Genomic DNA, 13,655 nt, shown 5'->3' with positions numbered 1-13,655 from the left:
ATTAAAGCAGCTTTATATCATGAATATTCAGGAAAGGTTGCAGCATAAACAGTTCTGTAGCTACGCGCCCTTCCTCATCCGGTGTATCGTTTAAGGTTACCAGCAGCTGGTTGCCGATGGTATCGTACCAGGTAATAGGTTCTGATAAAAAGTTGATGGCTACCTGGTGCTGCGTTTTTTGCCGGATGTTGCTGTTAATGATCTCGAACTTAAAGTTCCTGAATGGTAAAAAATGTTTTCCTACGGCATTCAGTATATCCGGAATCTTACCGTTTAAAGGCATCAGGTGCCCTGTTACGGCCGGGCTTACCAGGAAATGTAATTGCTCCGCACCCGGCACATAGGTAAGCAGCTCGCCAAACGTGCTGTACTTTTTTTCCTGGTTATAGTACTGTGCCTGCATCAGGAATTCGGTATAGCTATCCTCAAACACATGCTGCTCCCATGTTTTGCGGGATTGTGCATCAATTACTTTCCGGTATAATAAACGGATACTCTTTTTTGACATAGGTGATTATTATTATCAGGCGCTTACATAAATGGTTTGCGTGAGCGTGTAACCACCACTTACGCTGCCTGTAACAGTAGCCAGCTCGCTGCTTAAAGAATCGCTGAACACCATGTCGGCTGTATTGGCGGTGTCCTGCGTGCCGTGCGCTTTATAATCAGCTGCTGTAGTGTATACCGTGTTGCACACATCTGTTGGGAAAGCAATTTGCGTTACCATTAAAGAGGTGCCGCTGGCATTGTATACATGTACATGTATATGTGGTGCGCGGCCGGAATACCAGCCGGGAAAAATGCTGGTGAAGGTTACCAGGCCGTCTGCATCCGTAGTTTGGCGGCCACGCAGAAAGTGGGAGCCGGTATAGTCTACGGTGGAATAACCGCCGCCCGGGTTTACCGTGTATTCAGAGTAATAACCTACGGATGTGCAATGCCAGATATCCACCAGCGCATTAGCCAGCGCATTACAGCTGTTCTTCACGTTCTTAATATAGATCTTAACGGTAAGCGGTACACCGGCCTGTCCATCCACAATATTGCTTCTTACATAAGAAGAAGGGCTTTTCGTAGGATAAGGTCCGGCGGTTTCTGTAGGTGTGGTGGAGCAGCTGCCGTCGCTGCTGGTTTCAGTGCCGGTGGTAGTGGTGGTGGCGGCAGCGTCGTCCTTGGTGCAGGATTTAGCCAGTGGCGCTATAGCGGCCAGTCCTAAAGCGGCTAAACCGTTCTTTAAAAAGAGCTTTCTTTCCATACAATGTAGTTTTAGAAGGTTCCTGTGGTCGTTGTTGTGGCTTATTGCTGGTGTAAAGATTAGGGGAAGCGGGGAGCTAAAATGTTATCTGCCGTTAAAGGAAGGGTTTGTGCCGATGAACTTTGGGGAATAAAAAAAGTCCTGCACGGTGAAGCGCAGGACTTTTTAATTAATAATTAAGAATGAATAATTAATTAATAATCGTAGGGAGATATTACGTGCAGGTTTAATACTGCATTATTGCAATACTACACTTAAGCGTATACCTGCCTCCATTATTATTCATTCTTAATTATAATTCTCTAACCCAAATATTGCGGAAGCTAAGCGGCTCGCTCTTATCGCCATGGGCCTGCAGCTTAATAGGCGCGGGGCCGTGAGCTGCTTTTTCGTAAGAAGCTTTACCAATATAACGGGTAGGGCCTTGCAGCTCAGTATTGAGCTGTACCAGCACACCATTGTGGATCACCGTTACATGTGCGGGTGATTTCAGGGAGCCATCGTCGTTAAAACGGGGCGCAGTCCAAAATACGTCGTACGACTGCCATTCGCCGGGTTTTTTACAGGCATTCACCAGTGGCGGTGTTTGCTTGTACAAGCTGCCGGCCTGTCCGTTCACATAAGTAGCGTTGTTGTAATTATCCAATACCTGCAGCTCATATCCATCATCTCCCTTACCAATGGATGCCAGGAAAATGCCGCTGTTGCCGCGTGCCTGGCCGGTGCCGGTAATGTTGGCGGGTATACGGTATTCAATATGCAGCTGGTAATCGGTGAAGGTACGTTTGGTTTCTATGTTGCCCTGGGTTTTATCAACCGTTAAAATGCCATTGGCTACTTTCCATTTGGCGGGCTGTCCTTCATTGTTTACAGATACCCATTCAGCCAGGTTGCTGCCATCAAAAAGTTTAATAGCATCAGAAGGCGCATCGGCAGTGCTTTTGCCGGGTGTAACTACTTTTGGAACCGGAGACCATACCTCTGTTTCTTCAGGTTTGGTTTGAGCGAACGCGGAAGTGCTTAGCAGAGCAGCCGTTGCTGCTACAAGTATTCTCTTATGCATGATCACAAATAATTTAATCCTCTAATTTAGCTTTCAAATTGATAAATTAACAGGATAAATTGCCAGAAACTGGACGAACGGTTTTACCGGTGTGCCTGCGCTACCCTTTCCACGGCATGTAAAAGTGATTCATATGTTTCATCATAGGCTATCTTCTCCCCATTCACAAAAAATGTAGGCGTGCCGTTTACCCCGCTACGGATGCCGCTTTCAAAATCAGCTTCTACTTTTTGCTGCAGGGCCTCACTTTTCCAATCCTGCGCAAACTGATGCATATCCAGGTCCAGCGCTTCTGCAAAGGAAAGCAGGCTGTTGCCATCCAGGTGATCCTGGTGCTCAAAAATAATATCGTGCATTAACCAGAACTTGCCCTGCTGGCCGGCTGCTTCTGCTGCCAGCGCAGCTATATAAGCGGCGGGGTGCGCCTCCTGCAAGGGGAAATTGCGGAACACAAACAGGATATCTTTTTCTTTTTCAGCCAGTAATCTTTTGATGAACGGATGTGCAATACCACAATGGCTGCATTGATAATCACCGTATTCAACCAGCGTAACGGGTGCGCCACGGTAGCCGGTTTGCCGGTCGCTGCCGGAGACAGGGGTTTTTAATGTTGACATAAGCTGTTGTTTTAATGTTTACCATTATCCATGGTTTCCAGCGCTTCCAGGATCCCGTCTGCACCGGGGTTTATACCATCCGGTGAAAGATAGCTCCACTGAATTACGCCCTGTTCATCTATTACAAACAAAGCACGTTTGCTTTGTCCTTCTTCCTCGTTGTAGGCGCCATACAGGCGGGATACTTCCCCCTTGGGCTCAAAATCAGCCAGCAGCGGAAAATGCAAATGGCGGTCCTGCTCAAAGGCCAGGTGGCACCATTTACTGTCTACGGAAATGCCGATCACTTCTGCGTTATGCTGCTGAAAAAGTTTGCGTGCTTCATTGTACACTGCCATCTGATCGCTGCATACCGGACTCCAGTCTGCCGGGTAAAAGGCCAGTATTACCCGTTTGCCTTTCAGGTCGTGCAGCTTCAACCGTTGGTCCGGGGTGCAATGCAGATCAAAGTCCGGGGCAGTGGCGCCTTTTTCTAAAATGGATCCAGCCATAATGTTGTTGTGTTTTATGTGTTACAACATAAAGCTAATATCATACCGTTGCTGCCGGGCAGGGCTATACAGGCTTAACTGCTAATATGAACCGTGCCAGGCGGGCTATTCAGCAAATGGATGATAATGCCGGGGCCGGCAAGCGGCTCCTGTGCGTGGATTTTTATGCACAGCGTATCAGCAAGGATCGTCTTTACCCATAGTATGAGCGGTCCAGGTGTGGCCCTGGCGTGCGATCAGCGCTTCTGCATTTTCCGGTCCCCAGGTGCCTGCCTGGTAGTTGGGAAAATCCAGTGAATCATGCGATTCCCAGTTCTCCAGAATGGGTGTGATCACATCCCAGGCAGTAAGCACCTGGTCAGAACGCATGAACAGGGTAGCATCGCCACGTAAGGCATCCAGCAGCAGGGTTTCATATGCCTCCGGTGTTTTCGTAGTGGCGTTATCGTAATGGAACACCATTTCCACAGGGTTCAGGCTCATTTCCAGGCCCTGCTTTTTAGCAGTAAAGCGCAAACGGATATCCATTTGCGGCTGTATGTTTATGATCAGGCGGTTGGGCGTAAGGTTATCCGCATATTTATCCGGGAAGGTGGAATGCGGTACCGGCTTGAATTGTATGGTAATGGAGGAAGTTCTTTCCTGCATACGCTTGCCGGTGCGTAAATAAAATGGCACATCCTGCCAGCGCCAGTTATCCAGGTAAAATTTAATAGCGGCATAGGTTTCCGTATTGGACTCCGGTTTTACGCCGGGTTCTTCCCGGTAGCCCGGCACTTTTTTACCCTGCAGCCAGCCCGGCCCGTATTGCCCGCGGGTTGCATATTTATATACTTCCTCATGCTTAATGGGACGTATGGCGCGCAGCACATCTACCTTGCGGTTGCGGATCTCCTCTGCTTCAAAAGACACCGGTGGTTCCATGGCCACCATACACAATAGCTGCAGCAGGTGGTTCTGGATCATATCGCGTAAGGCGCCGGCGCCTTCATAATAGCTGCCGCGCTGCTCCACGCCTACCTGCTCTGCCACGGTGATCTGTACATAATCAATATAGCTGCGGTTCCACAAAGGCTCAAACAGCGCATTGGCAAAACGGAAGGCCAGTATGTTCTGCACCGTTTCCTTGCCCAGGTAATGATCTATACGGTAGATCTGGTTTTCCGGGAAAGTGCTGGTGATCATATTATTCAGCGCAGTAGCGGTTTCCCGGTTAGAACCAAATGGTTTTTCTATAATAATGCGGTCGGCCTGCGGGTCGGGTGCCAGGCCTACGCGGCCCATGTTAGTGGTAACCGGGCCAATGAAATGCGGCGCCACCGATAAATAAAATAACCGGTCGGCACGCATGCCCCTGGTTTGGTCCAGCTGCTGCAGCTGTGAGAGCAGGGTGGTATAAAAAACCGGATCGTTAATATCCGACTTCAGATAATGCACCCGCGATTTAAATGCATGCCATTTGGCGTCTTCCGGTGCACCGCTGCGGGAAAACTCCATTAATCCATCCAGTAAATGCTGGTGATACGCAGCATCGTCATAATTTTCCAGTCCTAACCCAATAATGTTAAAGCTTTCCGGCATCCACCCTTCAATGAAAAGGTTGTAAAAAGCGGGGATCAGCTTCCGTTTGGAGAGATCGCCCGTGCCACCGAAAATAACAATAACAGAAGGTGTTGATTTTTGTACAGGTTTCATCTAAGCATGCATTTATAATAATAAGGGAAGATACTAATTACCAAAGGAATATTAATGTTTGACATGCGGAAATGCGGTAACCCGAACCGGTTCCTGGATACGATAGCTCCCGGCCGCCTTTACCGGTATGCAACTTTGTAATTTTAATCTCTATATTTATGCGGGCAGTTTTAACCAATTAATAATAGACATCAACCATGTTGGCCAACGAGGGGCGCACGGATGAAGAATTGTTGCACTTGCTGCAAAACGGGGACGAGCAGGCATTAACATGGCTGTACAGGCGCCACTGGGAACCTTTATTCCTGGCGGCCTACCAGGTGCTGAAAGATAAAGAGGCCTGTAAAGACCTGGTGCAGGAGCTGTTTACAGAGGTCTGGCAAAAGTGTAATCACATTCAGCTTACCGGTTCCTTTAAAGCCTACCTCTCTGCCAGCATCCGTTATAAAGTGTTCCGTTATATCCGCCAGCACCCCGCACATGAAGCCCTGTTTGAGCACCTCACGGAAAGAATGCAAACCCCTTCCCCGGAAAGTGAGCTGGCCGTTAAAGAATTACAGGCGCTGCTAAATACGCTGGTAGCTACCCTGCCGGAAAAATGCGCCACCATTTACCGTATGAGCCGGGAACAACATTTGTCTTATAAGGAAATAGCCACCCGCCTGAATGTATCTGTAAAAACGGTGGAGAACCAGATCAACATTGCACTGCGCCGTTTGCGTACAGGCCTGCATTATAGCATAGGCTTTCTGGCGTTACTCAGTATGCTGCTCTCCTGAAATCTTCTCCATTACTGGTGTTTTTTTAACATGCCTTGGGGGCAGGGGATCTAATTTGTCACTACCCTTACAAATACTCCCTATGGACCGGCAGGCTTTTTTTGCGCTTATTGATAAATGGATGGATGGCTGTGCAACGGATGCAGAGATACAGGCGCTCATGAACTATTACTACAGCTTCCGGGAAGCGCCGGAATGGGAAGGGCGTTTATCAGATGCAAAGGCACAGCTGGAGGCCGAAATGGAGCAGCAGCTGCTGTTAAAGATCCGGCAAACACCACAGCAGCCGGCCACCACGCCGGTAAGGCGTATTGGATGGATGCGCGTAGCGGCAGCGGTAGTATTGCTGATAGCAGCGCTGGGCATTACCTATTATATGGTATGGAAACCCTTGCCGCCCGCGCGGCAGCAGGCTTTTAGCACGCAACCCGGGCAGCACCGGCAGCTGCAGCTGCCCGATGGAACTCAGGTATGGCTAAGCCCTGCCTCTTTTCTGCAATACCCGGAAAAGTTCAGCGGGCATACCCGGGAAGTGATCCTGCACGGAGAGGCTTTTTTTGATGTAACACCTAATGAGGAGCGCCCTTTCATTATTCACAGCGGTGCAGTAGATACCAAAGTGCTGGGCACCACTTTTAATATACAGGCCTATCAGCAACAACCTAACATAGGCGTTACCGTTGTAACCGGTAAGGTAGCTGTGAAATCCGCGCATGGTGAAGAAGTGGCTGTAACGCCGCAGCAGCGGGCCGTTTTCAACAAACAGACCGGCAGCATTCAGCGGGAGGAGCATGTGGATACAGAGCAGCTATTGCTGCGCCGAGCCGGCATCCTGAAATACAGGGGCGCTACGCTGGCGGCTGTGGTAGCGGAGCTGGGTTATTATTATAATGTAAACATTAATATAGCAGGTAGTACGGAAGGATGTTTTTATTTCGGGGAATTTAATACCAATGGCCAGCTGGAAAAAGCATTAAAGCAACTATGCCTTACACTCAATGCCACGTTAGAAAAGAACGGCAATGCCTATGTGATCAAAAAGGTACGTTGCTGAACACTATTTAAACTAAAACCTATGCCACAAAAGAAACACCTGCCTACATAGCAGAAAAAAGTCCTCCCGGAAAAGAGGAGGACCCGTTAGTTAAGTTTTTACACCGGGTATGTTCAACGGCCTCGTGAACCAAAAACATACCGGCTTTTTACTCAACCATAATCGACGTAAATGTATGAAAAAATGTACACCGGTAACCAGGATGCTTACCAAAAGCTCGCTGTGCGTCCTCGTTATCATCTGCAGTACTGCACTCTCGCTCATGGCCAAAAGACCGGCCGCTCAATTACTGGAAAAAAAGATCACGTTGAAGCTGGAACAAAGCGCTTTGTTCCAGGCGCTGGACCGTATTAGCGCTGCGGCCAACATCTCTTTCAGCTACGCAGTCAGCAAAGAGGTCTTGAACAGCAGGATCAGTATTAACGCCCGTAATCAGAAGGTAAGCCTGATCCTTAAAAAAATACTGGACCCTTTTGCGCTGGAATATTTTGTGGCAGATGATAAAGTGATCATACGCCGTAGCGCAGATAAAATAAATACCCCGCCGGTTACGCCCGGCGTAACAGCAGCAGTAAGCAAACCGCTGAAAGGGCGGGTGGTAAGTGAAAAAGGCGATCCGCTGCCCGGCGTATCCATCCAGGTAAAAGGTACCAGCCAGGCCATGATAACCAATGACCACGGCGAGTTTGAGCTGAAGAACGTACCGGATGATGCCGTGCTGGTAGTATCGTTCATTGGTTTTATAACACAGGAAGTAGCTTCCGGTACGCAAACGGAATTAGGCATTGTGCTGGCAGAAGACACTAAAAAGCTGGGTGAAGTAGTGGTAGTAGGTTATGGCTCCCAGAAAAAGGCCAGCTTAACCAGCGCCGTTGCCACCATTAAAGGCACTGCCATTGCAGAACGCCCTGTCCCCAATGTGGTGAATGCTTTGCAGGGACAGGTGCCTGGTTTGTTTGTGCAGCAAACAGATGCCATGCCCGGCAGCGGCAGCACCAAGCTGAATATACGCGGCATCAGCACCCTTTCCAACAACCCGGTGCTGGTGTTGGTGGATGGAGTAGCCGGCCAGCTGGAAACCCTGAACCCGCAGGATATTGATAACATCAGCGTATTGAAGGATGCCTCTGCCACTGCTATTTACGGAGCGCGCGCATCCGGCGGCGTATTGCTGGTTACTACAAAAAGAGGGCGGCAGAACAGTAAACCCGTACTCTCTTACGATGCGTACGTGGGTACGCAGCAACCCACCTATTTACCCAGGCTGGTAAATGCGGTGGACTTTATGAAAAAGTGGAATGAATCGCAGCTGAATGATAATCCCGGTACCACGGTGCGTTTTTCAGATGCCGACATTGCCAAATATGCCAGCGGCGAAAAGCCCAGCACAGACTGGATCAAAGCCATCTTCAAAGAAAATGCCCTGCAAACGCAGCACAACATCAGCGTATCCGGTGGCAGTAAGAATACCGATTACCTGGTATCCCTGGGTTACCTGCGGCAGGAAGGTTTGGTGCAGGGTGTGCTGAACCAGCGTTACAGCTCCCGCATTAATATCAACACCCAAATAACAGATAACCTGAAGTTCGGCATCAACACGGTGTATATGAATGCGCCCAAGAGTTTTGCAGGTGCAGGCATTTATACCACGGCTATGCACTGGGCCTACATCCTGAACCCTACGGAATGGCCTTATACGCCCGAAGGCCGTAACCGGCATTACCGCGGCGGTTCCCAGCCCGTAGCCATTATTAACGATGGCGGCTTTGAACACTACAAGGATAACTACCTTAACACCAACATGAGCCTGGAATATGGCATTACCAAAGGATTATCCCTGAAAGGGCAGTATGCATACAGCACCCGCGATATTAAACATAAAGTGTTCCGCGCCACTTACCGCCTGTACGATGATGATGAGAACCTGGTGTTAACGGATCAGTCGCCCAACTCATTAACAGATAACCAGAGCACGGAAGTGAACCAGACCTTTATTGCTACCCTGAATTACGGGTTAAATATAAACCGGCATGATATTAAGGCCCTGGCAGGTTTTAGCCGGGAAAGCTACTCGTATGAAAGCCTGGGCGCCGGCAGAAGCGATTTTCTGAACAACAGCATTCATACCATTAACGGCGGCAGCGCAGATAAAGATTTCTGGCAAACCAGCGGCTCCGCCAATGAATGGGCTATTCAATCCTATTTCGGGCGTTTGAACTACAGCTATAACGACCGTTACTTATTTGAAGCCAGTGCACGTTATGACGGCTCCTCCCGTTTCAGGAATAACCGCTGGGGTTTCTTTCCCTCCTTTTCTGTGGGCTGGCGTTTGTCGGAAGAAGATTTTCTGAAAAACTCCCGCACCATCAGCAACCTGAAGCTGCGCGCCTCTTATGGTAAGGTGGGCAACCAGAACGCTACGGGCCTGTACCCCTGGGCCAACATCATTGGCACCGGCGCCACTTATTTTAATGATAAGGCACAAACCACTACCTACTACAATAACACCGCTAACGCAGACCTTACCTGGGAACAAAAGACCACGGGTAATGTTGGTGTAGATGCCGGTTTCCTGGATGAAAAAATTACGTTCACAGCTGATGTGTTCAAAGAAAGGACCACCGGTATCCTGCTCACGCCCAGCGTGCCCTCTACCTTTGGCCGAGATGCGCCTATTATGAACCTGGGGCGCATGAGCAACTGGGGGTATGAGATCAGCGTAGGTTACCAGAACCGCGACCATGCATTGAAATATGGCGTGCTGGTAAATTTCTATGACGCCCGCAATAAGATCCTGGACCTGGGTGGCACACCGGATATACTGGATGTGAACCCGGTAATGGTAGGCCAGTCGCGCTGGACCTGGTACGGGTATAAAGCTATTGGTTTATACCAGTCGGACGATGATGTTAAAAACTCCCCGGCCTACAAACCACAGAACAAGCCCGGTGATATTAAATACCAGGACCAGAACGGCGATGGCAAGATAACGCCGGCCGACCGGGTGATATTAGGCGATGCAGACCCGCACCGCATGTTTGGGATTGCCGCCAATGCCAGCTGGAAACAGTTTGACCTGAGCCTGCTGTTCCAGGGCGTGCTGAAAAATAAAACCTACCTCACCGGTTATGCTGTAAGCCCGTTCAATTACGGCGGCAGCTTTACGCAGGATCTGATGGATTCCTGGACGCCGGATAACCGCGGCGCGCGGTATCCCTTAATGCGGCAGGACCTGAGCGTGAACTACGATTTCTCCGACTGGTGGTTATTTGATTCCCAATACATGCGCCTTAAGAACCTGCAGCTAGGCTATACACTGCCACAGAACTTACTGCAACGGTTAAAAATAAGCCAGCTAAGGTTGTATGTGATGCTGGAAAATGTGTTCACCATTAAGTCAAGGAACTTTCCCAAAAGCTTTGACCCTGAAATTGACAACTGGCAAAGCGGCGTGAACTTTCCGCAAATGAAAACCTACACGCTGGGCCTTAACCTGAAATTCTGATAACATGAAAAAGATACTCACTTATACGGCTATATTATTTTTTACCCTGCTCAGTGCCTGCACCAAGGATTTCCTGGACCGTTCCCCGCTGGACCAGTATTCGGATGAAACCTACTGGACCACTCCGCAGGATGCAGTGAAGTTTGCCTCCCGGGTATACGAGTTTATGCCCACAGCCGATTTTTTCGTGTGTTATGAAGGCATGAGCGACAATGCTTTTTCCAAAACTGCCTCCTGGGGTAATACGCTGCGTAACGCGCAGCTGATAGGCAACAGCACTTTTGTAGTAACCACCGGCAACCTGGGCGATGAATGGCAATACGGGCAGGTACGCCACTGCTTTGAGTTTTTTCAGAATGTAGATAAGGTGCCGGATATGGATGAAGTCCTGAAGAAACGGCTGGTAGGGGAAGTAAAGGTAGCGCTGGCATACCGCTATTTTATGATGGCCACTTTGTACCGCGATGTACCGCTGGTAATGAAAGTATTTACCGATGTAAAAGAATCGGATGTGCCGCAGGATAAAAAAGCTGCCATCATAACACAGGTATTAAAATGGCTGGATGAAGCCGCCCCTGACCTGCCGACCACTTACAGCGGCGACGATAAGGGCCGTTTTACCAAAGGCGCTGCCCTGGCATTAAAGGCACGGGTGTTATTATATAACGGTGATTATACCAACGCTGCTGCCGCCGCCAAAGCGGTAATGGACCTGAACGTGTACAGCCTGTACCCCGACTATTACAACCTGTTCCAGCAGGAAGGGGACTATTCACCGGAGGACATTATGAGCTTTATTCACGTAAAGGAAATTAAACCCAATGGCCTGCGGGATATACTGGGGGTTAACTCCGTATGTACGGGCACGTTATACCTGAACCCTTTGCCCGCTTTGGTAGATGATTATGAAAGTGCGGCAGGTTACTATCCATACACCAAAGATCCTGCGTATGATATACATGCACCTTACAACAACCGCGATCCGCGTTTGAACGCTACTATTTATTACCCCGGCAGCACATTGCCCAATAACAAGGTATACGACCCGTTTAACAATACCCTGGACAAAATAGGCGGCGATAAAGCCACTTATACCGGTTATGCCTTTAAGAAGATGTTTGATAAAACAGAATCTGAAGCGCGTGATAATGGCGGTAACGACTGGAAAATACTGCGCTATGCAGAAGTGCTGCTTACCTATGCAGAAGCCGCCAATGAAGCTACCGGCCCGGGTGCGGCCGTGATCAGCGCTATAGACCAAATAAGGGCCCGCGCGCATATGCCTACAGTAGCCGCTACGTTTGCCCTTAATGGGTGGACAATAAACCAGGAAACCATGCGCACCTTTATACGTCATGAGCGCCGCATAGAGCTGGCCGGTGAAGGACACCGCTACTTTGACATACTGCGCTGGCGTATAGGGCAGCAGGTATTAAAAGGGCCCATTTACACACTGGATGCCTCCCAGGGGCTTACTGCCATAGACGCCGGCAACGGGAAAACCAATAAGTACCCGAAAACAAAGCTGGAAGAAAGGTATTTTAATTCGGATAAGTTTTACGTGTGGCCTATACCGCAAAGTATCCTGGACCAGGCCCGTAACCTGCAGCAGCAGCCGGAATGGAAGTAACCAATTAAATCAAGATAAGTGAAAAAGCAATTCATCATCAGCCTGGGCACAGGATTGTGGCTGCTACTGGGCAGCATTGTTCATGCGCAAACAGCCGCGCCAAAAGGAAAAGACCTGCATGCTTTGCAGCAATCATTTGTGGACCTGCGTTTTGGCATGTTCATCCATTTTAATATTCCCACTTTTATGCAGGATGACTGGGCCGACCCGGATGCATCACCAGCGATCTTTAACCCCACAAAGCTGAACTGTGAACAGTGGGCGCAGGCGGCAAAGTCGGCCAACATGAGCTACGGCTGCCTTACCACTAAACACCACAGCGGGTTCTGTATCTGGAATACCAAAACCACGGATTATAACGTGATGAACAGCCCCCTGAAACGGGATGTGGTAAAGGAATATACAGACGCTTTCCGCGCCAAAGGGTTAAAGGTAATGTTGTATTACTCCATACTGGATACGCATCATAAGCTGCGGCCGGGCTGTATCACCAAACAGCATATTCAAATGATCAAGGCGCAGCTGCGGGAATTGCTAACCCAGTACGGCGAGATCACAGCGCTGATCATTGATGGCTGGGATGCGCCCTGGTCAAGGATCTCCTATGACGATGTGCCGTTTGAGGAAATTTACAACCTCATTAAATCCATACAGCCCAACTGCCTGGTGATGGATTTAAACGCTGCCAAATATCCTGCGGAAGGATTGTTCTATACGGATATTAAATCTTATGAGCAAGGTGCAGGACAGCATATTTCCACGGCCACCAACCGCTTACCGGCGCTGGCCTGCCTGCCCATTAATGATGCCTGGTTCTGGAAGCCGTATTTCCCTGACCAGCCCGTAAAAGACCCTGCAAAATTGATAGCCGATGATATTGTGCCATACAATAAAGCCTGGTGCAATTTCATTTTAAACGTAGCGCCTAACCGGGAAGGGTTGATCGATGATAATGCACTGGCAGCTTTAAAAGCTATGGGACAAAGCTGGAAAAATGAAGGCGCCGTGGCCCCGCTGCCACCGGTGGAAGCGCCCATCATATCCTCTAACCTGGCTAAAAAGCAGGCCACAGCCGGCAGCTGGAGTAATGATATGAACATTATGGATTTTGCGAACGACGATAACTTCAGAAGCAGCTGGCAGTCGAACCCCAGCGTAAAAGCACCCTGGCTGGAAGTGGACCTGAATAAGGAGCAGGGTTTTAACATGATCACCATTGTGGAAGACAAACCCCGTATTAAAAAATACCGCCTGGAATATAACCTGAATGGCGAGTGGCTGCCCCTGTTAAGCAGTGAAAGCAAAGGCCGTGTGAATGTGCACCGCTTTAACCGGGTATGGGGTAACCGCATCCGCATTTTAATTGACAGCTACAGCGAGCCACCTGCTATTGCAGAACTGGGAGTTTATAACGAAAGAAAATAGAGCAAGCACACATCCGTTACTGTTAACCTGTTTTACAGCTCACGGGGCGCCCACCAGGCGCCCCGTTGCTGTTATAATGGCATATGAAGTCCGAAGATAACCAGCCCGGAAGCATGTTTTATTACGTAAGTAGCTGATCCT

At 49.2% G+C, this 13,655-nt stretch carries 11 protein-coding genes; 5 read left to right on the top strand and 6 right to left on the bottom strand.

The window, feature by feature from the left end; genetic code table 11:
- Position 1: 1 nt before the first annotated feature.
- From BMZ54_RS00960 to zwf, 6 genes are all read right to left on the bottom strand, one after another.
- The gene (locus BMZ54_RS00960) at positions 2–508 is read right to left on the bottom strand and encodes a hypothetical protein (RefSeq protein ID WP_089906287.1); all 507 of its coding nucleotides are present in this window, start codon (positions 506–508) and stop codon (positions 2–4) included.
- Positions 509–523: 15 nt separating this feature from the next.
- Positions 524–1,255: a dioxygenase family protein gene (locus tag BMZ54_RS00955; protein WP_089906286.1), complete on the bottom strand. Its 732-nt coding sequence runs from the start codon at positions 1,253–1,255 to the stop codon at positions 524–526.
- A gap of 292 nt (positions 1,256–1,547) precedes the next feature.
- On the bottom strand, positions 1,548–2,318 hold the full coding sequence (locus BMZ54_RS00950; protein WP_089906285.1) for a 3-keto-disaccharide hydrolase: 771 nt from the start codon (positions 2,316–2,318) through the stop codon (positions 1,548–1,550).
- Positions 2,319–2,401: 83 nt separating this feature from the next.
- Positions 2,402–2,935: a DsbA family protein gene (locus BMZ54_RS00945; protein WP_089906284.1), complete on the bottom strand. Its 534-nt coding sequence runs from the start codon at positions 2,933–2,935 to the stop codon at positions 2,402–2,404.
- An 11-nt stretch (positions 2,936–2,946) separates the two neighbouring features.
- Complete coding sequence (locus BMZ54_RS00940; RefSeq protein WP_238386448.1) at positions 2,947–3,426, bottom strand: peroxiredoxin; 480 nt, start codon at positions 3,424–3,426, stop codon at positions 2,947–2,949.
- Positions 3,427–3,603: 177 nt separating this feature from the next.
- On the bottom strand, positions 3,604–5,121 hold the full coding sequence (zwf, locus tag BMZ54_RS00935) for a glucose-6-phosphate dehydrogenase (RefSeq protein WP_089906283.1): 1,518 nt from the start codon (positions 5,119–5,121) through the stop codon (positions 3,604–3,606).
- A gap of 197 nt (positions 5,122–5,318) precedes the next feature.
- Here zwf and BMZ54_RS00930 point away from each other — a divergent pair, with 197 nt between their 5' ends.
- The 5 genes from BMZ54_RS00930 (at position 5,319) to BMZ54_RS00910 (ending at position 13,514) form a co-directional block, all read left to right on the top strand.
- A complete protein-coding gene (locus BMZ54_RS00930) occupies positions 5,319–5,900 on the top strand; it encodes an RNA polymerase sigma-70 factor (protein ID WP_089906282.1) in 582 nt (193 codons plus the stop codon).
- 82 nt (positions 5,901–5,982) lie between these two features.
- Entirely contained in the window at positions 5,983–6,954 is a 972-nt protein-coding gene (locus BMZ54_RS00925) for a FecR family protein (protein ID WP_089906281.1), read from the top strand.
- Between the two features lie 175 nt (positions 6,955–7,129).
- The gene (locus BMZ54_RS00920) at positions 7,130–10,459 is read left to right on the top strand and encodes a SusC/RagA family TonB-linked outer membrane protein (protein WP_162277445.1); all 3,330 of its coding nucleotides are present in this window, start codon (positions 7,130–7,132) and stop codon (positions 10,457–10,459) included.
- 4 nt (positions 10,460–10,463) lie between these two features.
- Entirely contained in the window at positions 10,464–12,089 is a 1,626-nt protein-coding gene (locus tag BMZ54_RS00915; RefSeq protein ID WP_089906279.1) for a RagB/SusD family nutrient uptake outer membrane protein, read from the top strand.
- Positions 12,090–12,107: 18 nt separating this feature from the next.
- A complete protein-coding gene (locus BMZ54_RS00910) occupies positions 12,108–13,514 on the top strand; it encodes an alpha-L-fucosidase (RefSeq protein WP_089906278.1) in 1,407 nt (468 codons plus the stop codon).
- The last annotated feature ends 141 nt before the right edge of the window (positions 13,515–13,655 follow it).

It is taken from the genome of Chitinophaga rupis (assembly GCF_900109685.1).
Taxonomy (GTDB): Bacteria; Bacteroidota; Bacteroidia; order Chitinophagales; family Chitinophagaceae; genus Chitinophaga; species Chitinophaga rupis.
The sequence above is the reverse complement of the archived record's forward strand: the minus strand, read 5'-3'. Positions and strand labels throughout refer to the sequence as shown.